This window comes from Ruegeria sp. BHSB056 (genome assembly GCF_059613305.1).
Genome location: NZ_JBXWSG010000057.1, coordinates 1 through 23,723 on the forward strand (window position 1 = coordinate 1; position 23,723 = coordinate 23,723).

A 23,723-nucleotide genomic window follows, 5' to 3' on the forward strand; every position below is an offset into this window, starting at 1 on the left:
GATCGAATGGCGTGCCCAATGTCGTCAGGTCGAAGATATATTGCCGCGCCTCGCGTGTGACCAGATCAGCAACAGCCGGAACGACTATGCCCGCGCCAGCCTTGACGGTGTCCAGGCTGTGGCTTTCCGGGCTGTCAGACAAATCCATTGCTGCGGCCACACCGCCTTGTGCCCAAGAGGAACTAGCACCTTCACCCAAAACATCCGGTGAAATCACAACCACTGCCCGCGGCGCGAGCTTTAGTGCTGCATAAAGCGCACCAATGCCAGCCCCCACAATAATAACGCGATCCGTGGTGACTTTGGTCATTTCAGATCAAATGCCGAGCGTGCGGGACAGATCGATCATCGCCTGTACGGATTTGCGCGCCTTTTCAGCCACATCTTCGGCTACCTCGACCTGCCCTTCCATCGTGTGCAGGGCGTAGAGGATTTTTTCAAGCGTGATCTTCTTCATATACGGGCACATGTTGCATGGCCCGACAAATTCGACCTCGGGCAATTCATCGGCAATGTTGGATGCCATCGAACACTCGGTGATCAGCATCGCCTTTTTCGGCTTTTCATCATGCACGTATTTGATGATGCCGCTGGTCGAGCCGGAATAGTCTGCCTCGGCCACCACATCCGGCGGGCATTCAGGATGCGCAATCAGCCGTGTTCCCGGGTTCCATTCTCGGAAGTCGCGCAGGTCCTGTGCCGTGTATTGTTCGTGCACGATGCAAGAGCCAGGCCAATACACCACATTCTTGTGGCTTTGATTGGCAACATTCTGCGCCAGATACTGATCCGGTGTCATGATGACCGTATCACTTTCCATGGCGTTCACGATCTGAAGTGCGTTCGAAGAGGTGCAGCAGATATCCGAGGCTGCTTTAACCTCGGCAGTGGTGTTTACATAGGACACAACCGGCGCGCCGGGGTATTTGGCACGCATTTCGTCGATTCCCTCAGCGGTGATCGATTCTGCCAATGAACAACCGGCTTCCATGTCGGGCATCAGAACAGTCTTCTGAGGGCTGAGGATTTTCGATGTCTCGGCCATGAAATGAACACCGGCCTGAACGATCACATCTTCTTCGACCTCACTGGCCTTGATCGCAAGCTGTAAACTGTCTCCAACGAAATCGGACACGCCATGAAAAATCTCGGGTGTCATGTAATTGTGCCCAAGGATCACTGCGTTACGCTCTTTCTTGAGCGTATTGATGGCCCGCACGTATGGCGCGTAGATTGCCCAATCTGGTGGGCTGACCACACGATCCATGCGGGCAAACGTGTCTTTCATCTCATTGGCCAGAGTGGCCGATGGAGCAAGGTCATAAACGTCCGAAATCACCGAGCGGACATGTGCAATATCGAGCAACGGGTAGCCACCTTTGTCAGTTGCCTTCAACCCCTCGGGGCTGTTGAACGGCTTAGCCCTAGCGGAAACAGTACCGGTTCGAAACCGGAAAATGTGACGTTAGCGCTAAGGCAAACCGACAAAACAAAGGTTCGCGTGGTAATCAGCCCAAAATGCCCGGCAATCGCAGACCATGTTCACGAGCGCAGGCTTTTGCATCCTCGTACCCGGCATCCGCATGACGCCAGACACCTGACGCGGGATCATTCCAGAGCACCCGTTCCAGCCGCTTGGCGGCGGCATCGGTTCCGTCTGCGCAGATTACGACGCCTGCATGCTGGCTGAAGCCCATACCAACCCCGCCGCCATGATGCAGCGAAACCCACGTTGCACCCGAGGCCGTATTGACAAGCGCATTTAGCAGCGGCCAGTCCGAAACAGCGTCCGAACCGTCCCTCATCGCCTCGGTCTCGCGGTTGGGGGAAGCGACAGAACCACTGTCGAGATGGTCTCGACCGATGACGACCGGAGCTTTCAATTCGCCGTTTCTAACCATCTCGTTGAACGCCAGCCCAGCCTTGTGGCGATCTCCTAGCCCAATCCAACAAATCCGCGCCGGCAAGCCCTGAAATTCAATACGCTCCTGCGCCATGTCCAACCAGTTGTGCAGATGGGTATTGTCGGGGAACAGTTCCTTCATCTTGGCGTCAGTCTTGTAGATATCTTCAGGGTCGCCGGACAACGCGCACCAGCGGAAGGGTCCGATACCCCGACAAAACAGCGGGCGAATATAGGCGGGCACGAAGCCGGGGAAGGCAAAAGCGTTCTCCAACCCTTCATCCTGCGCCACCTGTCGGATGTTGTTACCGTAATCTAACGTCGGCACGCCCGCGTTCCAGAAGTCCACCATTGCAGCGACGTGCTGCTTCATCGAAGCACGTGCAGCCTTTTCGACCGCCTTTGGGTCACTTTCGCGCTTGTCTTTCCACTGCGCCATGGTCCAACCAAGCGGCAGGTAGCCATTTACCGGATCGTGGGCACTGGTCTGATCCGTAACAATATCGGGGCGCATCCCGCCAGCTTGCATCCGAGCGTAAATTTCCGGGAAGATTTCAGCGGCATTTCCCAACAGACCAACGGATTTCGCTTCGCCCGCCTTGGTCCAGCGATCAATCATTGCCAGGGCCTCGTCCAGCGTCTCGGCTTTTTCGTCCAGGTATTTTGTACGCAACCGAAAGTCGATGCTGTCCGGGTTGCATTCCACGGCCAGACAACAAGCCCCTGCAAAGACAGCGGCCAGAGGCTGCGCGCCGCCCATTCCACCCAGTCCCCCGGTCAGGATCCACTTACCTGACAGGTCACCGCCATAGTGCTGACGCCCGGCCTCGGCAAAAGTTTCATAAGTGCCCTGCACGATGCCCTGTGTGCCAATATAAATCCACGAGCCGGCAGTCATCTGGCCGTACATCATCAGACCTTTCTTATCGAGCTCGTTGAAGTGGTCCCAATTGGCCCAGTGCGGCACAAGGTTCGAGTTTGCGATCAATACGCGGGGTGCATCGCTATGGGTGCGGACAATGGCAATCGGCTTTCCGGACTGCACCACCAGCGTTTCATCCTCTTCCAGATCCTTCAGGCTGGCAACGATGGTGTCAAAATCCTTCCACGTCCGCGCCGCGCGGCCAATCCCGCCATAGACCACCAGTTCATGCGGGTTTTCGGCCACGTCAGGATGCAGGTTATTCATCATCATCCGCAACGGCGCTTCGGTCATCCAGCTTTTGGCGTTCAGTTCAGGTCCGGTGGGCGGAAAGATGTCACGGGTGTTTTTGCGAGGATCGGTCATCGGGCAAGCTCCAATGCTGTGTCGTTGAGGACGTCTATAATATCTTTCAACCAACGCCGGAGACGGTTGGCTTTGGCGGTGTCAAAAGTCCAAGGTGGTGTTTCTGTGGTCAGGTAGGTCGACTGCGCCAGCTCCATCTGGATCGCGTGTATACCGTTATCCGGGCGTCCGTAGTGGCGTGTCGTCCACCCGCCTTTGAAGCGCCCGTTCAAAACGGTGCTGTAAGGGGATGAAGCGGCGAACTCATGTGCAATTGTTTCGATTTCCGATGCGCAGGTCATCCCGTTATTTGTACCAATGTTCATGTCGGGCAAAACGCCATCGAACAGAAAGGGAATGCGGCTGCGGATTGAGTGGCAATCATACAGCACAGCGATTCCGTGGATCGCCTTCACCCTCTCCAGTTCGGCCAGCAAAGCGGCGTGATATGGCGCATGAAATGCGTCACGCCGTTCAATGATATCTTTTTCAGTTGGAGGGATGTCCCAGATGTCCTGCCCGTCGAAATCCGTCAGCGGCACCAGGGTCGTCGTGTTCTGTCCAGGGTAAAGGGAAGTACCGCCTGGGTCACGGTTGGCGTCGATCACATAGCGATGAAAAGTGGCCCGGACCGTGGTAGCACCGGGCAAAAGCCCGTCGTACAGCATGTGGATGTGCCAATCCGTATCTGCCAGCGCCCGACCCCGTGCGTTCAGTTTGGCATCAATCGCCGCAGGCACATAGGTGCCCGTGTGAGGCAGCCCCAAAACAATTGGACTATCGCCCTGAACTACTTCGACTGGATCAGTCATGCGCCAAGCTCCGGCATGGCGACACCGGCGCCATCGGAAATCTCACCGCTTGCAATAAGGGCCGAGGCTGCTTCGATGTCATTTGCCATGTACCTGTCATCTTCCAACGCCGGTACAACAGCACGCAGACGCGCCATGACACCTTGAAGGCTTTCACTGGTTGGCAGCGGCGCGCGATATTCAACCCCTTGCGTTGCGCACAGCAACTCGACCCCCAGGATACGTTCCAGATTGGTCACCATTTGCCCCAGCCGCCGCGCGCCATGGGCGGCCATTGACACGTGATCTTCCTGATTGGCCGAAGTCGGTGTTGAATCCGTGACGCAAGGATTGGCCAGATGCTTGTTTTCGCTCATCAGTGCGGCTGTCGTGACTTCGGCAATCATCAGGCCAGAGTTCAAACCGGGGTTGGGTGTCAAAAACGGAGGCAAATCAAAGCTGAGCACCGGATCGACGATCAGCGCGATACGCCGCTGCGCAATCGCCCCGATCTCGGCCACTGCCAAAGCAATCATGTCGGCGGCAAACCCGACCGGTTCTGCATGAAAGTTTCCGCCTGATACGATCAACCCGGCATCGGCCAGAACCAGAGGGTTATCGGTGGCGGCGTTAGCCTCGGTTTCTAGCGTCACTGAAGCCTGACGCAGCACATCCATCGCGGCACCAACAACCTGTGGTTGGCAGCGGATGCAGTACGGGTCCTGAACCCGCGTATCACCGTCCCGGTGGCTTTCGCGAATGACGGACCCAGCCAGTAGCGCGCGCATGGTTGCGCCCGCTTCGATCTGGCCCCGGTGACCACGCAAGGCGTGGATTTCGGGTTGCAAAGGTGCGGTAGACCCCATGATCGCATCAGTTGTCAGGGCTGAGATGACCAAGGCGCTTTGCGCCGCCCGCCAAGCGCCGAAAAGCCCCGCCAGCGCATATGCCGTTGAAAACTGAGTACCGTTGATCAGCGCCAGACCTTCTTTGGGACCAAGTTCGACCGGGGTCAAACCTGCCGCTGTCAGTGCATCGCCGCCAGACATAACGGTACCGCCAAACTCAGCCTCGCCCTCGCCCATCATGACGGCTGCCATGTGCGAAAGCGGTGCCAAATCACCCGAAGCGCCAACAGACCCTTGTGCCGGGATCACCGGTGTCACGCCTGCGGCAAGCATCGCTTCCAGCAGGTCAATCAGTTCCAACCGCACACCCGACGCGCCACGTCCGAGGCTGAGCAGTTTGAGCACCATCATGAGCCGCGCAACTGCACGCGGGATCGCTGGTCCGACGCCACAGCAATGGGACAGGATCAGGTTGCGCTGCAGCGTCGCGGTATCCTCGGCCGCGATCTTGACGCTTGCCAGTTTTCCAAAACCCGTATTGACCCCGTAAACGGCGGCTTCGCCAGTCGCCGCCTCAACGATGCAAGCGTGCGCCGCAGCTATGGCAGACCTGCAATCCGGGTTCAGTCGAACGGCGCATTCTTGGCGAAAAACCTGTTCCAGATGCGCCAGAGACACAGCGCCGGGAGTTAACGTCAGAGTGGTCAAAATGCACCTCCGAATATGCGGGCGTGAAGCGGATAAAAACCGATGCGGTAGGCAAGCTCGGCCGGGTGAGTGACATTCCAGACAGCCAGATCCGCCCGCAGGCCCTGAACGATACTACCGCAGTCTCTCAGGCCCAGGGCACGCGCGGCATTCACGGTGACACCTTTCAACGCTTCCTCGGGTGTCATTCGAAACAAGGTGCACCCCATGTTCATCGCAAGCAGAAGCGACGTCATCGGAGCCGAGCCCGGATTGCAGTCGGTCGCAAGGGCCATTGACACATCGTACTTGCGCAACAGATCAATTGGCGGTTGTTGTGTCTCGCGCAGGGTATAGAAAGCCCCGGGCAGAATCACAGCCACCGTGCCTGCCGCTTCCATGGCTTTGACACCGCTTTCGTCCAGATACTCAATGTGGTCGGCAGAAAGCGCGCCATAGCGTGCGGCAAGTTTCGCACCACCCAGGTTGGACAGTTGTTCAGCATGCAGTTTGACCGGCAGTCCTAGTTCCTTGGCAACGTCAAACAGTGGCACCAGTTGGTCGGGCAGGAAGGCAATCCCTTCGCAAAAGGCGTCCACTGCGTCAACCAAACCCTCGGCATGAGCCGCGCGGAGGGTCGGAATGCAGACTTCGTCGATATAAGCCTCGGGCCGGTCTTTGTACTCGGCGGGCACAGCATGAGCGCCCAGAAAGCTGGTTACAATGCGCACCGGGCGGCTTTCCTGCAAGGCCCGCGCGGTGCGCAGCATGGTCAGCTCAGTTTCACGATCAAGCCCATAGCCCGATTTGACCTCGATCACCGAAACCCCTTCGGCGATCATCGCGTCCACGCGCGGCAGGGCCTGCGCAATCAAATCCTCTTTACTGGCCGCACGCGTGGCTTTCACGGTCGAAACAATACCTCCGCCCGCGCGGGCCACCTCTTCATAGCTGGCACCGTTAAGGCGCATCTCAAACTCAGCCGCGCGGTGGCCGCCATGCACTACATGGGTATGGCAATCGATCAGAGCCGGCGTCACCAGCCGCCCGTCCAGCGAGGTTTGAGAGAACGTCGCGTATTCTTCCGGCAACTGCGTCTTCGGACCGACCCATGCAATCTGGCCCCCACGCACGGCAATCTCAGCATCTTCGATCAATCCGTATGCATTCGCACCAACCATGGTGGCAGCGTGCAGATCTGTGAACAGTTGATCGTGGGTTTGCATTCGAATCCCTCTTCGGTGCAATTCTCTCTTTTCTGGTACAGGTCTTTATGTCATATGTCTATTCATAAAACCGGAGGTAGGGATGACGGTCATTTTTGCAAAACGGGCCTATCTGGCAGCCGGCTGGGCAGAGAATCTACGACTCGAGATCAAAAATGGTCGTATTGCCCGTCTGACACCCGACGCGGTCGCGCAATTCGGCGACACCTGCGTTGACACTCTACTGCCCGCTTTGGCCAACCTTCACAGCCATGCCTTTCAGCGTGCCATGGCGGGAATGACCGAATATCGGCAGGCTGGCCGTGACAGTTTCTGGACTTGGCGTGATCTGATGTATCGCTTCACAGCCCGCCTGAACCCCGAACACATTCAGGCCATCGCTGCGCAAGTCTATGTCGAGATGCAGGAGGCCGGGTACGCCTCGGTTGGGGAATTCCATTATCTGCACCACCAACCGAACGGGCAACCCTATGACAGGCTTTGCGAACTCAGCGACCGGATCATGGCCGCTGCTGCTGAGACCGGAATTGGCCTGACCCATCTGCCCGTGCTCTACAGCTATGCAGGAGTTGGGGAAAAACCACTGGAGGCGGGGCAGCGACGCTTTGGCAATGATGTGGACCGTTTTTGCGAACTTGTCGCGCAGGCGCGGGGTGCGCTCGGCAATCTTCCTGACGACTGTCGCGTCGGCATCGCGCCACATTCCCTACGCGCCACCTGTCCGCGCGATCTGGCGCAGGTGGTGGCATCACAAAGTTCCGGTCCAATCCATATTCACATTGCCGAACAACCCAGAGAGGTTGAGGAAGTGCAGGCTGGCCTTGGCGCGCGTCCGGTCGAATGGCTGCTGGATAATGCCCCGGTTGAGTCCAACTGGTGCCTGATCCACGCAACCCATATGACCGACGAAGAGACTTGCGCAATGGCCCGCAGCAAAGCGGTTGCCGGTCTGTGCCCGGTGACAGAAGCCAACCTGGGCGACGGGCCTTTCAACGGCCCTGTCTATCTGAATGCAGGCGGCGCTTTTGGCGTGGGATCGGACTCCAACGTGTTGATTTCCATGACCGAAGAGCTCCGCACACTCGAATACTCGCAACGACTGCGCGACCTGTCACGTAACGTGCTGGTGATTGGCGAAGGCTCTGCCGGACAAACCCTTTATCGCGGCGCAGCTATTGGCGGTGCGCAGGCGCTAGGCCGCAACGCGGGGCAAATTACCAAAGGAATGCTGGCCGATCTCGTCGCCATCGACAATCAGGCCCCTGCCCTTTGCGCACTACAACCTCACCAACTGCTGGATGGTCTAGTCTTTGCCGCCAAAGATAATGTCGTAACTGATCTTTGGTCCGCAGGCAGACACCAGGTTCAAAACGGACATCACGTCCTGCGGGACAAGGTCACGCGTAACTACAAAGGGGCAATAAGTGAGCTTCTGGCTGAGCTTTAGCTAGGGATCTTATTGAAACACACGCGAAGGATCTTAGCGCCTGCAGCAGGACTGACCGTAACAGCGGCGTTCAGCGTCATTGCGTCTCCGGCAACCAGCGGCGTGTTGTCTGACATGTGGGCCATTCCCGAGGCGACAAAGACAAACTCGCCCGCTGTCGCTTCAAATTCCTGATCATTTGCAAAAACGTTCACCACAACAACGACCTTTGAATCGTAGATCACATTGAATGCACGACACGGCCCGCCCAACAGCCGCGCATTCAGCGCGAGCGCCCCGTCGAACGAAACCGGCAGGAATGGCCGCGCTGGTAAAACACCACTATCACCGAGCAAATCAAGCCCGGTCCCTTCGATGATCGTGTGTACGCGCGACATCCCCGGAAATCGGGAAAATGGCCCATCCTGATCGATCCGGGCCACACTGATACGCCAGACGACATGTTTACCGACCCGCTTCGCGGCAAGTTCGGTTGTTACCCCGCCACCATTGGCCCATAGCGTAACCGCACAATCCTGCAATCTGATAAGGTTCTGGGTCAAATTCTTTGCATCTCACCGTTAACCTAGACATAATATGAATAAGTTCGAAAATATAGTGAGCACAATGTGAACGAGCAAAAAAACGTCGGCTTCCAGGATATCCGCGATGAAGTTCTAAATCGCATCCAGACCAGAATTTGGCCGCAAGGCAGCCTGCTGCCCACCGAACTGGAGCTTGCCGCCGAGTTCGGCTGCGCCCGCGCGACTGTCAATCGAGCTCTGCGTGAACTTTCTGATCAGGGCATTGTAACACGCAAACGCAAAGGCGGCACACGTGTGGTTACAACACCGGTCAAACAGGCCAGATTGCCGATTGCGGTAGTCCGTCAAACCATTGAAGATATGAATGCAGAATACCGGTATGCGTTGGTCAGCCGTACACTTATTGATTGCCCGGCATGGCTACAAGCCAAACTCGGGCTGCCCGAGGGTACGCAAATTCTGCATTTGCGCTGTATGCACCATGCAGACAATCGCCCCTTCCAGTACGAGGAACGATGGATCAATACAGCCGCGGTACCGCACGTCATGGATGAAGACTTTCTGACCACCGGTCCAAACGAATGGTTGCTGGCCGAGGTTCCTTTTTCGAACGCGGAAATTGCATTCTCAGCTGTTCCGGCAACCGGTCCGCTTCAGGACTTTCTTTCTGTTCCGCCCGGAACACCTTTGTTCCAGTTGGAGCGGACAACGTGGTTTCGCAATACCCCAGTCACTTTCGTACGAATGACCTTTCATCAGGGTTATCAAATGCGGACTACGTACTGAGGCTTTTCCGCTATTGGTGGTCCTGCCGAAAGCCAAATCTCGACCCGCTACTCCGCTTGTCTCAAATAGGCACTACATCATGTGCATGTGCATTCGGGTGGCCAAATTGCCAAGAACCCAGACGGTGCCAAGGATCATTATCATCAGAACCAGTGTCGAAAACAGAACTAGGTGCAGATCTTCACGGCTGCTGCGCCGACGGTCGATATGCAGGAAGTAGACAAGCTGCAGCACAAGCTGTGCCAATCCAAGCAACCCGATGGTCAGGTAAACACCAACCGTTTCAATCCCATAAACCTGTGCCACGCCAAACATTGCCAAGGTCAGCAACAGCGAGCCACCGTACCCGATCACATAGCGCCGACGCTCGCGACGATGCATTTCAGAGCGCTTATCCATAGGTCAGACCTCCGAAATACACGATGGTAATGATCCCAATCCAGATCAGATCGAGAAAATGCCAGAACAACGCCAGCCGCACAACGCGCGAGATAACCACATCCGTCATGCCCTTGACGCGCAGCTGGATACCCAAAACGATCAGCCAAAGGCATCCAGTCGCAACGTGCAGACCATGAAGCGGGACCAACCCAAAAAAGGCTGACAGAAAACCGCTGCGCTGCGGAATGCCACCTTCTTCCGCCATGGCCATGAAGTCACGCACTTCCAGCACCAGAAAACTAAGGCCCAGAACAAGCGTGACGCCAAACCATAAGACAATGCGACCGCGCGGCAGATTGTACTTCAGCGCCAGCATCGCAAGACCGACTGTCAGGCTGCTGGTCAGCAGTATCAGGGTTTGCGCAAAGACACTTTTCAGATCAAACAGCTCGTGCGGGCCGGGGCCACCTGCCTGCGCATCGATCATCGTTATGTAAATCGCAAACATCAGGCCGAAATAGACCAGATCGCTCATCAAGAAGACCCAGAACCCAAAGGTGACAACCTCGGCCGCCTTGTGGGCGCTGGCGTGATGTTCCCCTAGATTGATACCGGGATAGCTGTGTGTCGGCGCGCGCTTCATGTCGCCACCTCCAGATCCGGGCGGGCAAGGCCGCGGTTTTCCGGAGAAGTTTCAAAGTCGCGATCAACTGCGGCTTCACTGTGGACCAACGCCAGCCAGGCTTCGTAATCCCTTCGCACCTCTTCCGCGGGGATGGTGAGTTCTGTACTGTCATCGAATGTCCAGATGATCACCGCAAGGATCATCAAAACCGTCATTATCGCTGCAAGCCACCAGATCCACCAGACCAGCGCAAACATCCATATGCCGCTGAGAACACACAGGACAAAGCCAATTCCCGTGTTTCGGGGCAGTTCGATATCTTCATAAGCGTCTGGTGTTGGATAGGCCGTTCCTTTTGCCTTCTGTGCCGTGAATTCATCCCGATCCGTAACCTTGGGGATGATCGCAAAGTTGTAAGCCGGAGGCGGTGAAGGGATAGACCATTCCAATGTGCGACCATCCCAGGGATCCCCAACAGGAACGCGGGTTTGGTCGCGGTCACGAATGCTGACCCATAGCTGGATCAGGACCGAGAACAATCCACAGGTAATAACTATCGCTCCGATGATGGCCACGATCATGAAAGGGTGGAAAGACGGATCGCTATAGCTGAAAGAGCGGCGTGGCATGCCCAACAGCCCGACGAAATAGAGCGGCATGAATGTCAGCAAAAAACCCCCGGTCCAGCAAAAGACAGAAACCCGGCCCCAGAATTCGTTCAGTCGGAATCCAAAGGCCTTGGGGAACCAGTAATTGTATGCCGCCAACAATCCGAACAACACGCCAGGCAATAACGCGTTGTGGAAGTGAGCCACCAAAAACAGCGTATTGTGAACCTGGTAATCTACGGTTGGGTTTGCCAGGATCACGCCGCTCAGCCCACCGATGGCAAACAGCATCAAAAATGACAGCCCATAGAGCATCGGCACCGAGAACCGAATGCGCCCCCGCCACAACGTCGCCATCCAGTCATAGACTTTCACGCCGGTTGGGATGGCAATCAACATGGTCGCAATGCCAAACACCGCGTTGATCAGCGCGCTTTGACCCATGGTAAAAAAGTGGTGCAGCCAGACCGTGAACGACAACACTGCGATCGACATGGTCGCAATAACAAGCGAGTTGTAGCCATAAAGCCGTTTGGCCGAGAAGGTCGCAAACACCTCGGAATAGATGCCATAAGCAGGCAAAACCAGTAGGTAAACCTCGGGGTGGCCGAACAGCCAAAACAGATTGGCATAGTTCATCATGTTGCCACCGAGGTCGTTCGTGAAAAAGTGGAAATCAAGATAGCGATCAGCGGCAAGCATCAGCGCGGCGACACCCAAAGGCGGCATGGCAAAGACGATCAAGATCGAACTGCAAATGATTGTCCAGCAATACATGGGCAGCCGCATGAACGTCATGCCCGGAGCGCGCAACTTGTAGATCGTAACGGCAAAATTGATACCGGTCAGCGAGGTGCCAATGCCCGAAACTACGATGGCCCAGATCCAGTAATCCGGCCCAACGCCGGGATTGAACGCCGCGCCGGTATACGGTGGATAGGCTGTCCAGCCGCCGGTCGAAAACTCTCCAACCACCAGCGACACCATCAGCATCATGCCTGCTGAAACCGTAAGACCCAGACTGATCTGGTTTAGTCGCGGGAACGCCACATCACGCGCGCCGATCATCAGCGGGACAATGTAATTCGCAACACCAAAGACAAAGGGAACGGCAACAAAGAAGACCATGATTGTGCCGTGGGTGCTGAAAAGTTCGGCAAAATGTTCCGCTTCGAGGAAGCCGTTGCCGGGCCCGGACGCCTGCTGCGCGCGCATGACAACGCCTTCAAGGACTCCGCGTGCCAGCATCACGATGGCAAAGACGATATACATGATACCGATCTTCTTGTGATCGACGCTAGTCAGCCAATCGCGCCACAGGGGTGTCCACAGACGAAACCAGCTCAACAATCCTACGACAACCACAACGCCAAAAATCACAACAGCTGCGGCTGTATTGGCCACGATCTCATTTGTATTTGGGTTCTGGATCAACCCGGCAATCGGAAAAGCATCCCAATTCAGGCGCCCGAAGAAACCTGTCTCGGTCGGTGTCATTTTTGCGCCTCCTGCCCAAATGATGCAGTTCCAGGCTGTAGATCGATGGGCAGCGGCTGACCGCTGTGGTAACGGCTCAGGATATTCCGGAACAGGTCGTCTTCTATTGTGAAGTAGAGCGCATCATCCGGCATCCGAGATGTTCCCAAAGCGGACTGAACCTCATCCCTGTCGGTCCGCATGGCCAGTTTCCGATAAGTTGCCGCATCGAGTTGGATGCTGTTGTTACGCACTTCTTCGACCCAAGTGTCGAAATCCTCACCACTCATTGCGATGGTGCGGAACTTCTGCTTGGTAAAGCCCCGTCCGTTGTACTGAGTGTTTTCACCTTGCATCACTTCCGGCGCATCCGCGACAAGATGTAACTGGGTGGTCATGCCCGGCATCGCATAAATCTGTCCAGCCAGCGCAGGTATTATAAACGACTGCATCACGGTATCGGTTGTCAACGTCAATGCAACTTGCCGCTTTGTCGGAATTCCGAACTCTCCCACAGTGGCGATCCTGAGATCGGGGTACAGAAACAGCCATTTCCAATCCAGACCGACAACCTGAACCCGCAGCGCCGGGTCTTCACCAAACTGTGCCGAATACGGGTCAAGCCGATGCGTCGCCTTCCAAAGATAAAAAGACAGCAGGGCCACGATTATGACAGGTACGCCCCACATGACAAATTCCAGCTTGGCCGAGAAATCCCAATCCGGTGCGTAAGGCGCAATGCGGTTGCTTCGGCGGCGATACCGAAATGCTATTACAGGGACCAGCACCAAAACCGGGATAACGGCCAGCAGGATCAATGCGGTCGCCCGAAGCAAATGCGTTTTCTGAACTGCCGCTATCGGGCCTTGCGGGTCCAAAAAGCTGTCGCTGGCCAAAGCTGGTTGCACCGAAGCGATCAACAGGAACACAGCGGCAAGCCTGAGCAAGGATGGATTGGACGAAACGACTTGTGCCACAGCTGACTGTCCTCTCCTCATCTCGATCCCATCCAACTATCGGCAAGTGGGTGAATTTTCTCAAGAGTTATTCCGAACCGGGGATTGCCATCCTCAACTTTCTTTCAACTTTGGGTGTAAACGGCGACGGGTCGCGCGGCATCTTCCCGTTGACTTGCAAGGCCAGTCGGGACAGATAAATCGTCAATGCGTACTTTGCTGTTCACTTTAGGATTGATCCTTCTGTCCCAGACCACACTGGCACAGGATCGTGCAGCAATTGAACGCCAGTTTCAGTCGTGGTTGACGGAGACGATCTGGCCACAGGCGCAGGCCAAAGGTGTTTCGCGCAACACACTGCAACAGGCGTTTTCCGGTGTTACTCTGAACTGGGACCTGCCTGACCTTGTTCCGCCCGGACAAAAACACAAAACCCCCAAGGCGCAAAAACAAGCCGAATTTGGTGCGCCCAGCCGGTATTTCAATCCGGGGTCAATTCAGGGTGCAACGTCTGTCGGGCGCAGGATGGCGAAGCAACACTCTGCGATTCTTGCGAAAGTCGAAAACAATACAGGTGTTCCTGCTCGTATCATTCTGGCAATCTGGGGCAGAGAAAGCGGTTATGGGCAGGTGCCAATCCGCCATGATGCGTTCAGGGTTCTGTCGACCAAGGCATTCATGAGCACACGCGCGGACTACTTCACGACCGAGCTTATCGCAGCTCTGCAAATCGCGGAAGCAGGGCCCCTGCCAGCCCGGCAAATGAAAAGCAGTTGGGCAGGCGCGTTAGGACAACCCCAATTCATGCCATCTAGCTATTTGGCATACGCCGCAGATGGCAACGGCGATGGACAGTTCGATATCTGGGGGTCATCCGATGATACAATCACATCGATTGGCAACTACCTGAAACAGCACGGCTGGGTCGCCGGGCGTGACTGGGGCTTCGAAGTGTCTGTGCCAGCAACCGTATCATGTGCATTGGAAGGACCTGATCAGGGGCGGTCAATCCAGCAATGGGAAGCGATGGGCATAAACCGGGTCTCGGGTAAACCTTATCCAGCTCACGAGCTGAAGGGTGCAGGTTACCTGATGATGCCGGCTGGACGATTTGGTCCTGCTTTTCTTGTCACTCCGAATTTTTACGTTCTTAAGGAATACAACAAAAGCGATCTGTACGCTTTGTTCGTGGGCCATGTCGGTGACAGAATCCAATTTGGAAGCGGCGATTTTAAAGGACAATGGGGCAAGGTCGGTGGCTTGTACCGTTCTGACATCGCAAAGATGCAGGGCGCGCTGGAAAGCTTGGGGTACGATGTCGGGGGCGTTGACGGTTTGCCAGGTTTCAAAACCCGCCGATCAATAGGCAGATGGCAGGAAGAGACTGGTCTTGCACCGACCTGTTTTCCTGAAATCTCGATGAAAACAAAACTGGCCCGATAAGGCACCAAGCAAGCACTAAACGGTCTCTGGTAACTTGCCTGAGCGTCTTACCGCCGGTCGCAACAGACCGTCATTAACATCAATCTTTGCGGTTACGATCATATTGTTGCTCAATCGAAAACTAACTTGATGCGTCAGACCATGTGTTTCCATGAAGCTCGGATTTTTGCCGACGGGTTGCGTGTGCCATTCAGACACGCCGCTTGCGACTAAGCGAGCCGTGTTAATTTCAAATGCACAGTCCTTGCCAACTGAGTTCTTTTTTGACCGCGCAGCCCAAAACTTCTCGTCATAACAAGGCGATATGCCCACCCAATGTAAGGTACGCGGGACTCCGTCCGGGAACTTTTTAAGTCAACTGACGCTGCTCCAAACGCATCAACTTTCCGTGATCGATAAATCGTCGCCAGATTTTTAGCACAGAGTTGTAACGGAAGGGTCTCTGGGAACTGTGGTTCAGGCCTTGTATACAGGAAACAATAGAGTCGGCTTTTGACTCATCTGGACCGAGATGGCACGAGTTGGTCAATTACAGTCGGCACACCGGGCATGATTGATTGACACGGTTTTGAAGACTAAGAGGACATTCCGGATGTTTTTTGCTTTTCCGGCCAAGTTTTGTTTTGAGAGGCACCATGACACGTAAAGTCACCAAAGCAGTTTTTCCAGTGGCGGGAATGGGAACCCGGTTTTTGCCGGCAACCAAATCCGTTCCGAAAGAGATCATGACGTTGGTGGATCGCCCGCTGGTGCAATATGCAATCGACGAAGCCCGCGCCGCTGGGATCAAAGAGTTCATCTTTGTGACGTCTCGCGGGAAATCCGCGCTTGAAGATTACTTTGACCATAACCTCGTCCTCGAACAGGAGCTAATGGCCAAAGGTAAAAACAAGCTTCTCGATATCCTGAACAAGACCAATATGGAAAGCGGCGCGATAGCCTATATCCGCCAACACAAAGCCTTGGGGTTGGGCCACGCCGTATGGTGCGCGCGCCGTTTGATAGGCGATGAACCTTTTGCCGTAATGCTGCCTGACGATGTGATTGCTGCAGATAAACCATGTTTGCAACAAATGGTTGAAGCCTATGAAGAAACAGGCGGCAACATGGTGGCAACGATGGAAGTTCCACCAGAAAAGACAAGTTCGTACGGCGTGCTGGATGTTGTCGACAGTATTGGCCCGGTCATTCCAGCCAAGGGTATGGTTGAAAAGCCTGAGCCGTCGAAAGCGCCATCCAATCTGGCAGTTATCGGTCGTTATATTCTCCGACCTTCCGTGTTGAACAACCTGAACGCAATGAAAACCGGAAGTGGTGGTGAAATCCAACTGACTGATGCAATCGCCGAGGATATCGCATCCGGTGTGCCTGTTTTTGGATACAAGTTCGACGGGCAGCGTTTCGACTGCGGCTCAAAATCCGGTTTTCTGCAAGCGACCGTTTCCTTTGCCCTTGCCCGTGACGACCTGCGTGATGACCTGAGCCAATATCTGAATGACATTGTGGCAACTGGAAAAGCGGCCCAGTAGCCACGGGATCTTTCAGTCTACAAAAATAATTGAACAATATCGTTGGTCATCAGCAATTCAGGGGCACGTGTATGAACAGTACGGTCTATCCAGTCATCCTGTGTGGTGGTTCAGGAACGCGTTTGTGGCCCCTGTCGCGCAAAAGCTATCCCAAGCAATTCGTTCCACTTGTCGGCAAAACCAGTCTTTTGCAAGATTGTGCTGACCGGATGTTGGGACCCTCTCATGCACCCTATGCCAAACCAATGGTTCTCACCAACGAAGCCTTTCGATTTATTGTCCCTGAACAGTTAACCACCGTGGGGATCGACCCCGGTCCAATCCTGATTGAGCCTGAAGGGCGCAACACGGCCCCTGCCGTACTGGCGGCGGCGCTCTACCTTGCCTCACGTGATCCGGATGCCATCATGCTGGTTGCACCTTCCGATCATGTGCTTCCAAACAAGGCGGCTTTTCATCAGGCCGTCGCCGAAGGCACGCGCGCAATTGCCGAACGAGGCGATCTGGTGACATTTGGCATCACGCCCACTCGGCCCGAAACCGGGTATGGCTACTTAAAGCTGAACGACGCCCCAGACGTGTCCGGAGGTGCAGTTCGCCTGGATCGTTTCGCGGAAAAACCGGATCTGGATGCGGCGCAGGCGATGGTGAAAGATGGCAGTTACCTGTGGAATTCCGGCATCTTCCTGTTTGCGGCACGTGACATCGTTGCCGCATATAAAAAATTCGCAAACACCCTTGTTGCACCTGTCCAAAAGGCCGTCGACAACGCAAAGACAGATTTGGGGTTCCTTAGATTGGATCCTTCGGCTTGGGCTGACGTCGATGACATCTCGATTGACTATGCGGTCATGGAAAAAGCTCCCAACCTCAGCGTGGTTCCGTATTCCGCTGGTTGGTCGGATGTTGGCAGTTGGACGGCTGTTCAAGAATTGTCAAACCCTGATGAAAACGGCATCGCGACAAATGGGGAAGTAACCACAATCGACTGCCGCAACGTTCTGATACGATCAGAATCGCCGGCTCAGGAAGTGGTGGCAATGGGGCTTGAGAACATTATCGCAGTTGCGATGCCGGATGCTGTGCTGGTTGCTACCATGGACAAAGCCCAGGAGGTCAAGCAGGCTGTCGCTGCCTTAAAGGCAAAAGGGGCCAAACAGGCAGATACGCTTCCGGTCGATCACCGCCCCTGGGGCTGGTTTGAGAGCCTCGTGATCGGTGACAGATTTCAGGTCAAACGAATCCATGTACATCCTGGCGCTTCGCTCAGCCTGCAGTCCCATCACCATCGGTCCGAGCATTGGATTGTGGTTGAGGGCACCGCCAAGGTCACAATCGATGATCAGGAACGGTTGGTTAGCGAAAATCAGTCCGTCTATATCCCGCTGGGTGCCGTGCACCGGATGGAGAACCCTGGCAAAGTGCCCATGGTTTTGATCGAAGTGCAGACCGGCACCTATTTAGGCGAAGATGACATCATTCGATATGAAGACATTTATGCCCGGGACTAAGCGGCGACATAGTTCTCCATAGGCCATACTCGGGTCGGCTTGTCCCCGGAGATACTTAGGTTAACAGATTATTTCCTGTGCGGTCGGCCAGGTCAGACGGGATTGACGCGCCTTACGGCAGGGTGGCGCGCAACCGACTTCCGGACCGACAGCCACAGGAGGACCCCCCCGTGTCAATGACCTCACCCAGATTGCGCCTGCCTTTTCTACAACCTTCGCAGGCTCAAAAACACGTTACTCACAATGAAGCACTGCGGCAGCTTGATCTGGTCGTGCAGCTGACAGTGCGAACGACCAATGCCAGCACTCCGCCCGTAGTCCCCGAGCAGGGCGATGTCTATGCTCTGGGCGTCACCCCCACTGGGGACTGGGCCGGACATGCAGGAGAGCTTGCCGCATGGCTGGACAACGCCTGGCATTTCTTGACCCCGTATGCGGGCTGGCGCGCCTGGGACGAGACCACTGGTGAACTGAAATTCTGGAATGGGTCTGATTGGCTACCCTTGCCCGTCAATACACAGAACCTGGACGGTATTGGGGTGGCAACAAGCTCAGACCTTACGAATCGCTTGTCTATCCGAAGCCCAGCCTCGCTTCTGAGCCATGAGGGCGGCGGGCATCAGCTGAAGATCAACAAGGCGGGTGCCAGCGATATGGCTTCGCTGGTGTTTCAGTCGAACTGGACCGGCCACGCTGAAATGGGGTTATCCGGAAGTACGAGGTTTTCAATCAAAGTGTCCCCAGACGGAGGATCCTGGACCGAAGCTTTGACTTTTGACCCCGCGACCGGAACAGCGGCTGGTGCAGCTGTCCAAGGCGATGCGACGGATACCACTCCGGGTCGACTTATGCGTGCAGACTACGGCTATGGGCCGGGCAACCTTCTGGGGGCGGTATCGGAAGTTGGCGGTACACCAACCGGTGCGGTTATAGAGCGCGGAAGTAATGCCAATGGCGATTTTACGCGTTTTGCCGATGGAACCCTGATCTGCACCGCCGCGTTGTTGCCTGTCGCTTGCACGACCGCTGAAGGCGCATTATTCGCAAGCGCTGCAATAACATGGGACTACCCAGCGCCGTTTTCCTCTGCGCCCAGCGTTAGTGGCAGCGCTGGAGCTAATAATCGTTTCATCGGGTTTGATGGGCCCGGAAACACTCAAGCCTCGTGCAAAGCTCTCTCCGCAACTTCGGATACAGCGGCTTTTTCACCAAGTGTCATCGCCATAGGGCGCTGGTTCTGAGTGCAGCTGCCGCCTGAACTGTGGTTCGGGCGGTTTTTTTGTGTAGTCGCCCCATTTCTTTAGCATTCGCCGATTCCATTGGACCCACCGAAGGCGCCGTACTCCGGGCGAAAAAGCAGGCAGCGCAACACCACACGCCTGATGGCTGTTTTACCAACAATCCATGCCCAGAATTGTATCGTTTCAGCTGACAATGACCGTGATTCAACAGGTTCTGCGCAGCACGACGGATTGAAAAAACTCTGTTCCTGCACTTATTGCCTCAAAAACAACAAGAAAACATGGGAACTTAGCAGCCATACCTGTAAATCATTGAAACCGGCGCTGGATTCTTCGATTGTGCCCGCGCCGTTGATAGTAATTGGTAAAAAAGGATTTGGCAGATGCGCATTGCAATGATCGGCACCGGGTATGTGGGCCTTGTGTCCGGCGTGTGTTTTTCGGACTTCGGTCATGATGTGATTTGCGTTGATAAGGCTGAGCAGAAAATCGATATGCTCAAAGCCGGACAGGTGCCTATTTATGAACCGGGTCTTGACGTGCTGATGGCGCGAAACGTCGCGGCTGGCCGCCTGAGCTTCACAACCGACCTTGCAGCCGCAGTGGACGGCGCGGACGCTGTCTTTATTGCTGTCGGAACGCCAACCCGGCGTGGAGACGGCCATGCGGATCTGACTTATGTGATGGCAGCGGCGGAAGAAATCGCTCAGGCTGTCACCGGGTATACCGTTATCGTCACAAAATCGACTGTGCCCGTCGGAACAAACAGGAATGTGTGGGAAACAGTCAAGGCCGCCAATCCCCAGGCCGAATTTGACGTGGCTTCGAACCCTGAATTCCTTCGCGAAGGCGCGGCAATCGACGATTTCATGCGCCCGGATCGCGTCGTGGTCGGCGTTGAAAATGACCGCGCGGCCGAAGTGATGGCAGAAATATACCGCCCTCTGTATCTGCGCGACTTCCCGATCCTGACCACCGATCTGGAAAGCGCGGAGATGATAAAATACGCCGCCAACGCGTTTTTGGCGACCAAGATCACCTTCATCAATGAAATCGCCGGGCTATGCGAAAAAGTTGGTGCGGATGTTAAAGAAGTCTCGCGTGGCATTGGCCTTGACGGGCGGATTGGCAACAAATTCCTGCATGCAGGGCCTGGCTACGGTGGTTCATGTTTTCCAAAAGACACGGCCGCGTTGGCCCGGATCGGGCAGGACCACGCGCATCCGATGCAGATCACCGAGACCGTCATCCGCGTGAATGACGAAATCAAGAAACGGATGATCGAGAAAATTCGTGACGCATGTGACGATCATTTCAACGGCAAAACCGTGGCGGTTCTGGGTGTCACGTTCAAACCCAATACGGACGATATGCGTGACGCGCCATCACTGTCCATCGTACCCGCCCTGATAGGCGGAGGCGCAAAGGTGCGCGTTGTTGACCCACAGGGAAAATCTGAAGGAGAGGCGCTTTTGCCTGGCGTCGAATGGTGCGACGATCCGTATGTCGCTGCGCGGGGCGCGGATGTTGTTGTGCTGCTGACGGAATGGAATGAATTCCGCGCGCTGAACCTTTCCGAAATTGCGGCGTCAATGAAATCAGCCAGGATGGTCGACCTGCGCAACATCTACTCGAAAACTACAGCGCTGAAATCGGGGTTTGAAACCTACGTCGGCGTTGGACGCTGAAAGCACCCGTCCTCGCAAGTAGTTGACGGATCATAGTGCGGCTGTCCAAACCCGGTAGCGGCCTTGTCCGGTGACCTCGCGCACCAGGCCTCTCCGGGTGAACAGGTCAAAGTTCCGCTGAACCGCTGCGCGGGAAGAATTGGTAAGTTCTTCTGCAAGTGGGGCCGAGACCATCGGCCACGCCGCCAGAGCATCAATCAGACGCGGGGGGGTGCGACCGCTCAGATCCTGCGTCGCGTCGCGGGCCTTATCCTCCCAGACACTGATCCTGTCGAGGTGCAGCAAAGCCGCAAGAACAGCTTGCCCGGCGCCCTGTATCCAAGACCCTAACTTTTCCGTCGGCCCACCTGTTCCGCGCAACGCACCCGGACCAGACAACGCCAGAGGCATGAACATTGCGCCACCCCGCCCCATCGAAGCCGCGTGCCGCGCTGCGATGATTGCCGCCTCGGTGTCTTGTCCGACCCCCTGCGAAACCGCTCGCCATGCATGAAACGCGATGGCCGATTGTGTCACCGGGTGCAGCCTTTCAGCATTCCGCATGACTTCGGCCAGATCAACGATCGCTTCGGGCGTCGCTTCAGCCCCCTGAGCCAGACGGTCGAGAAACGCGGTCAACCCGCTTTCCCACCCGCCTGTCGCAGGGCCCGCGCCTGAGCTCAGACGGCGCACGGCCCAACCTGCCCGAAACAGCGCCTGCACGTCATCGTGGGTCGCGCCGATCCTCAGACCCGTCCACAAAGCCAGGCGGTCCACGCTGACCCGATCCCCTGTCCACCACCCCAGATCGGACGTTTCCATAAGTGCCAAACGATGCGTCCACCCCTCAGGCCCCGAACGCAGCCGCTCATCCAGAGCGCCAAAGGTCAGGGCAAGATCAGCAAGCTCTGCCGACAATTCTGATTGTGCCGAATACCAATCGCGCGGATCGAATAACGGGCGCTGATCCGATCGGGGACCAGGCAAAAAGAAATCTTCCTCCACGTCCTGGTCCGGGGGCAAAAACCAAGGGTCATCTTCTTCTGCCGGATCACCATCATAGATGCTGGCTGGGCCAAGATCATCGACCTCGTCTTCTGGAAGGGGCATGGTTTTCTTCGACGTCATACCCGGCATTCTTCGGGCATTTGCAACAGTTCACAAGGCTTTTCCATCAGCCCGAGAATGTGCGGGTCAACACTTCCAGTTCGGCGCTTAAATCCGTCTGTGGGGAACTGCCCAACAGCATATATCCATAACCGCCCTGCTCCCACTTTGCAGTTGCCAAACCGCTCAACACCGTTTGTTGGACTTCGGTACTTGGGGCATTCGGTCCCTGGCGAATGACACAGAAGGCAAGTGGTCGACCCTGATCATCGGCAAAAACCACTTGGATCAAGGGCTTGCCTTTGAATGAAAGAACCTGCGCCCGCTTCAGCTCCAACCCTGGCAACGCTTCCAGTATTTCCTTATTCAGCGATCGCCCCAGCTCGGCTTCGGCCATTGCAAATTGCTTGGTCAGCGACGCTTCTGAACTGTCCAGCGATGCAATCGTTTCCGGCACGTAAAGTGATTGATAGATCGCGGCCTGCTGGGCCCAGCTTAAGTCTGCTGGCCGGGTGGCCCAGAATGTTACGGCGACGGCTGCAAACGCCGTGCTGGCAGCCACCGCAACAAGACGCAGAAACCCGTTATTGGCGGGCCGCGTCGTTTTTTCCGGAAGGTCCACCTTCGGCGCTTCAGCGGGCAGGTTCTCAAAAACATCCCGAACAACAGGCGCAATCGGATCCAGCGCCATCAGACGATGTTCCAACGTAGCGTCATCTTCAACCGCAACATCAATAGCGCGGGTCTGAGCCTCATCCAGGCTGCCTTCCAGATACGCTAACAGCGTCTCGTCGGAAAACGTCATTTGCCACTCCGTCGCGCGGTGTCCGCTGCATCAACCTGCATCACAGTTTTAAGTTTCTGCCGGGCATTCGAAAGCCGGCTCATGATCGTGCCAATTGGAACCTCCAACAAAGCGGCGGCTTCGCGGTAACTGTACCCCTCAACGAAGACGAGCATAACCGTTTCGCGCTGTGCCTCTGGCAACTGCATCACTTGAGTAAACACCTCAGCCGCAAAAATATTCGTTTCCGTGTCCGGTCCCGTTGCAACCAGATCCGCTTCGGGGGTCACCGACAGCGCCTGCGCGCGCCGAACCGACCGCGAACGCAGCTCGTTCAGCCAAATCGACCGGCAGATTGTCATCAACCAGCTGTCCAGACGGTTGTGCGACGTCACCTGATGATGTCGTTCAAGCGCGCGCAAACATGTGGCCTGTAACAAATCATCGGCTACATCCGAGGCACCCGATAATGCCAGCGCAAACCGCCAGACACGCTTCGAATGCGTCTGAACCGCATCGCGGACGGCTTGTTCAGAAGTCATCTCAGCTCTCATCGAATGATCGCGACCTGCTTGTGTTTCTAAATTGCGGACCGGACCCGCAAGGGCAGAATTGCCATATTTGGCCGTGAAATGAAACGAAACTCCTGTTCAAAACAGTCACGTTTGCGTCTGTAATTGTTGCAGCGCCTATTTCAGCAACCGGTTGGGTGTTGGATGCCGGCCTTTTGCGACAGTTGTTTTGGTTTTGACCAATGACATGGTGCTCGAAAGAACAGGAGCCACAGCCTTTTTCGATTTTTGGCTTATGCTTGGTTTAGTTTTTTGGTTTTGGTTGCGGGTTTGTGTGTGAGGTCTTATTTAGCGTGTTTGGATGTTGGGATGGGTTGGTGTGCCGCAGGGTTGCATCTGTCCTT

At 55.7% G+C, this 23,723-nt stretch carries 21 protein-coding genes; 7 read left to right on the forward strand and 14 right to left on the reverse strand.

Annotation, left to right across the window (positions count from 1 at the left end):
• From AC2FND_RS13750 to hutI, 6 genes are all read right to left on the reverse strand, one after another.
• Positions 1 to 310 (reverse strand): FAD-binding protein (locus AC2FND_RS13750; protein WP_496770326.1); only part of this gene is annotated, 310 nt, incomplete at its 3' end.
• Between the two features lie 6 nt (positions 311 to 316).
• Positions 317 to 1,366, reverse strand: coding sequence for a quinolinate synthase NadA (nadA, locus tag AC2FND_RS13755; RefSeq protein ID WP_496770328.1), 1,050 nt, complete (start codon positions 1,364 to 1,366; stop codon positions 317 to 319).
• 142 nt (positions 1,367 to 1,508) lie between these two features.
• The gene (hutU, locus tag AC2FND_RS13760; RefSeq protein WP_496770329.1) at positions 1,509 to 3,191 is read right to left on the reverse strand and encodes a urocanate hydratase; all 1,683 of its coding nucleotides are present in this window, start codon (positions 3,189 to 3,191) and stop codon (positions 1,509 to 1,511) included.
• Positions 3,188 to 3,982 (reverse strand): N-formylglutamate deformylase, encoded by a 795-nt coding sequence (gene hutG, locus AC2FND_RS13765; protein ID WP_496770331.1) that lies wholly within the window; start codon positions 3,980 to 3,982, stop codon positions 3,188 to 3,190. The genes hutU and hutG overlap by 4 nt, the downstream gene beginning before the upstream one ends.
• Positions 3,979 to 5,517 carry a histidine ammonia-lyase gene (gene hutH / locus AC2FND_RS13770; RefSeq protein WP_496770332.1) on the reverse strand — a complete coding sequence of 513 codons (1,539 nt, stop codon included), beginning with the start codon at positions 5,515 to 5,517 and terminating at the stop codon, positions 3,979 to 3,981. The genes hutG and hutH overlap by 4 nt, the downstream gene beginning before the upstream one ends.
• Positions 5,514 to 6,722 carry an imidazolonepropionase gene (hutI, locus tag AC2FND_RS13775; RefSeq protein WP_480507029.1) on the reverse strand — a complete coding sequence of 403 codons (1,209 nt, stop codon included), beginning with the start codon at positions 6,720 to 6,722 and terminating at the stop codon, positions 5,514 to 5,516. Before hutI ends, hutH begins: the two co-directional genes overlap by 4 nt.
• Positions 6,723 to 6,804: 82 nt before the next feature.
• Between hutI and AC2FND_RS13780 the strand changes: the two genes are divergently transcribed.
• Positions 6,805 to 8,169 carry a formimidoylglutamate deiminase gene (locus AC2FND_RS13780; RefSeq protein ID WP_480507030.1) on the forward strand — a complete coding sequence of 455 codons (1,365 nt, stop codon included), beginning with the start codon at positions 6,805 to 6,807 and terminating at the stop codon, positions 8,167 to 8,169.
• On the opposite strand, the gene AC2FND_RS13785 is transcribed toward AC2FND_RS13780, so the two are convergent.
• The gene (locus AC2FND_RS13785; protein ID WP_496770333.1) at positions 8,166 to 8,711 is read right to left on the reverse strand and encodes a HutD/Ves family protein; all 546 of its coding nucleotides are present in this window, start codon (positions 8,709 to 8,711) and stop codon (positions 8,166 to 8,168) included. The genes AC2FND_RS13780 and AC2FND_RS13785 overlap by 4 nt on opposite strands.
• 66 nt (positions 8,712 to 8,777) lie before the next feature.
• Here AC2FND_RS13785 and hutC point away from each other — a divergent pair, with 66 nt between their 5' ends.
• Entirely contained in the window at positions 8,778 to 9,479 is a 702-nt protein-coding gene (hutC, locus tag AC2FND_RS13790; RefSeq protein WP_480483631.1) for a histidine utilization transcriptional repressor HutC, read from the forward strand.
• Positions 9,480 to 9,551: 72 nt separating this feature from the next.
• Here hutC and AC2FND_RS13795 read toward each other — a convergent pair whose 3' ends face one another.
• The 4 genes from AC2FND_RS13795 to AC2FND_RS13810 are packed head-to-tail and all read right to left on the reverse strand — an operon-like array spanning position 9,552 to position 13,546.
• Positions 9,552 to 9,878 carry a cytochrome o ubiquinol oxidase subunit IV gene (locus AC2FND_RS13795; RefSeq protein ID WP_496770334.1) on the reverse strand — a complete coding sequence of 109 codons (327 nt, stop codon included), beginning with the start codon at positions 9,876 to 9,878 and terminating at the stop codon, positions 9,552 to 9,554.
• Entirely contained in the window at positions 9,871 to 10,503 is a 633-nt protein-coding gene (locus AC2FND_RS13800; RefSeq protein ID WP_496770335.1) for a cytochrome c oxidase subunit 3, read from the reverse strand. The genes AC2FND_RS13795 and AC2FND_RS13800 overlap by 8 nt, the downstream gene beginning before the upstream one ends.
• Entirely contained in the window at positions 10,500 to 12,590 is a 2,091-nt protein-coding gene (locus AC2FND_RS13805; RefSeq protein ID WP_496770336.1) for a cbb3-type cytochrome c oxidase subunit I, read from the reverse strand. Before AC2FND_RS13805 ends, AC2FND_RS13800 begins: the two co-directional genes overlap by 4 nt.
• Positions 12,587 to 13,546, reverse strand: a complete 960-nt coding sequence (locus AC2FND_RS13810; protein ID WP_496770337.1) for a cytochrome ubiquinol oxidase subunit II — start codon at positions 13,544 to 13,546, stop codon at positions 12,587 to 12,589. Before AC2FND_RS13810 ends, AC2FND_RS13805 begins: the two co-directional genes overlap by 4 nt.
• A gap of 186 nt (positions 13,547 to 13,732) precedes the next feature.
• On the opposite strand from AC2FND_RS13810, the gene AC2FND_RS13815 reads away from it, so the two are divergent.
• From AC2FND_RS13815 to AC2FND_RS13835, 5 genes are all read left to right on the forward strand, one after another.
• Entirely contained in the window at positions 13,733 to 14,968 is a 1,236-nt protein-coding gene (locus AC2FND_RS13815) for a lytic murein transglycosylase (protein WP_496770338.1), read from the forward strand.
• A 635-nt stretch (positions 14,969 to 15,603) separates the two neighbouring features.
• Positions 15,604 to 16,497 (forward strand): UTP--glucose-1-phosphate uridylyltransferase GalU, encoded by an 894-nt coding sequence (galU, locus tag AC2FND_RS13820; protein WP_209597390.1) that lies wholly within the window; start codon positions 15,604 to 15,606, stop codon positions 16,495 to 16,497.
• A 71-nt stretch (positions 16,498 to 16,568) separates the two neighbouring features.
• Entirely contained in the window at positions 16,569 to 18,008 is a 1,440-nt protein-coding gene (locus AC2FND_RS13825; RefSeq protein ID WP_496770339.1) for a mannose-1-phosphate guanylyltransferase/mannose-6-phosphate isomerase, read from the forward strand.
• Between the two features lie 176 nt (positions 18,009 to 18,184).
• A complete protein-coding gene (locus tag AC2FND_RS13830; protein ID WP_496770341.1) occupies positions 18,185 to 19,249 on the forward strand; it encodes a DUF2793 domain-containing protein in 1,065 nt (354 codons plus the stop codon).
• A 383-nt stretch (positions 19,250 to 19,632) separates the two neighbouring features.
• Entirely contained in the window at positions 19,633 to 20,937 is a 1,305-nt protein-coding gene (locus AC2FND_RS13835) for a UDP-glucose dehydrogenase family protein (RefSeq protein WP_480507040.1), read from the forward strand.
• A gap of 30 nt (positions 20,938 to 20,967) precedes the next feature.
• On the opposite strand, the gene AC2FND_RS13840 is transcribed toward AC2FND_RS13835, so the two are convergent.
• From AC2FND_RS13840 to AC2FND_RS13850, 3 genes are all read right to left on the reverse strand, one after another.
• On the reverse strand, positions 20,968 to 22,026 hold the full coding sequence (locus AC2FND_RS13840) for a helix-turn-helix domain-containing protein (protein ID WP_480507041.1): 1,059 nt from the start codon (positions 22,024 to 22,026) through the stop codon (positions 20,968 to 20,970).
• A 64-nt stretch (positions 22,027 to 22,090) separates the two neighbouring features.
• On the reverse strand, positions 22,091 to 22,828 hold the full coding sequence (locus AC2FND_RS13845) for an anti-sigma factor (protein WP_496770340.1): 738 nt from the start codon (positions 22,826 to 22,828) through the stop codon (positions 22,091 to 22,093).
• Positions 22,825 to 23,349 carry an RNA polymerase sigma factor gene (locus AC2FND_RS13850; protein WP_245220757.1) on the reverse strand — a complete coding sequence of 175 codons (525 nt, stop codon included), beginning with the start codon at positions 23,347 to 23,349 and terminating at the stop codon, positions 22,825 to 22,827. The genes AC2FND_RS13845 and AC2FND_RS13850 overlap by 4 nt, the downstream gene beginning before the upstream one ends.
• Between the last annotated feature and the right edge of the window lie 374 nt (positions 23,350 to 23,723).

Excerpts from the sequence above, each read along its gene's own strand:
- AC2FND_RS13835 (WP_480507040.1), top strand. The coding sequence starts at position 19,633 with ATGCGCATTGCAATGATCGGCACCGGGTATGTGGGCCTTGTGTCCGGC.
- hutU (WP_496770329.1), bottom strand. The coding sequence starts at position 3,191 with ATGACCGATCCTCGCAAAAACACCCGTGACATCTTTCCGCCCACCGGA.
- AC2FND_RS13800 (WP_496770335.1), bottom strand. The coding sequence starts at position 10,503 with ATGAAGCGCGCGCCGACACACAGCTATCCCGGTATCAATCTAGGGGAA.
- AC2FND_RS13840 (WP_480507041.1), bottom strand. The coding sequence starts at position 22,026 with ATGCCCCTTCCAGAAGACGAGGTCGATGATCTTGGCCCAGCCAGCATC.
- AC2FND_RS13825 (WP_496770339.1), top strand. The coding sequence starts at position 16,569 with ATGAACAGTACGGTCTATCCAGTCATCCTGTGTGGTGGTTCAGGAACG.
- AC2FND_RS13830 (WP_496770341.1), top strand. The coding sequence starts at position 18,185 with ATGACCTCACCCAGATTGCGCCTGCCTTTTCTACAACCTTCGCAGGCT.
- AC2FND_RS13780 (WP_480507030.1), top strand. The coding sequence starts at position 6,805 with ATGACGGTCATTTTTGCAAAACGGGCCTATCTGGCAGCCGGCTGGGCA.
- AC2FND_RS13850 (WP_245220757.1), bottom strand. The coding sequence starts at position 23,349 with ATGACTTCTGAACAAGCCGTCCGCGATGCGGTTCAGACGCATTCGAAG.
- hutI (WP_480507029.1), bottom strand. The coding sequence starts at position 6,722 with ATGCAAACCCACGATCAACTGTTCACAGATCTGCACGCTGCCACCATG.
- AC2FND_RS13845 (WP_496770340.1), bottom strand. The coding sequence starts at position 22,828 with ATGACGTTTTCCGACGAGACGCTGTTAGCGTATCTGGAAGGCAGCCTG.
- hutG (WP_496770331.1), bottom strand. The coding sequence starts at position 3,982 with ATGACTGATCCAGTCGAAGTAGTTCAGGGCGATAGTCCAATTGTTTTG.
- galU (WP_209597390.1), top strand. The coding sequence starts at position 15,604 with ATGACACGTAAAGTCACCAAAGCAGTTTTTCCAGTGGCGGGAATGGGA.
- AC2FND_RS13815 (WP_496770338.1), top strand. The coding sequence starts at position 13,733 with ATGCGTACTTTGCTGTTCACTTTAGGATTGATCCTTCTGTCCCAGACC.
- AC2FND_RS13795 (WP_496770334.1), bottom strand. The coding sequence starts at position 9,878 with ATGGATAAGCGCTCTGAAATGCATCGTCGCGAGCGTCGGCGCTATGTG.
- AC2FND_RS13805 (WP_496770336.1), bottom strand. The coding sequence starts at position 12,590 with ATGACACCGACCGAGACAGGTTTCTTCGGGCGCCTGAATTGGGATGCT.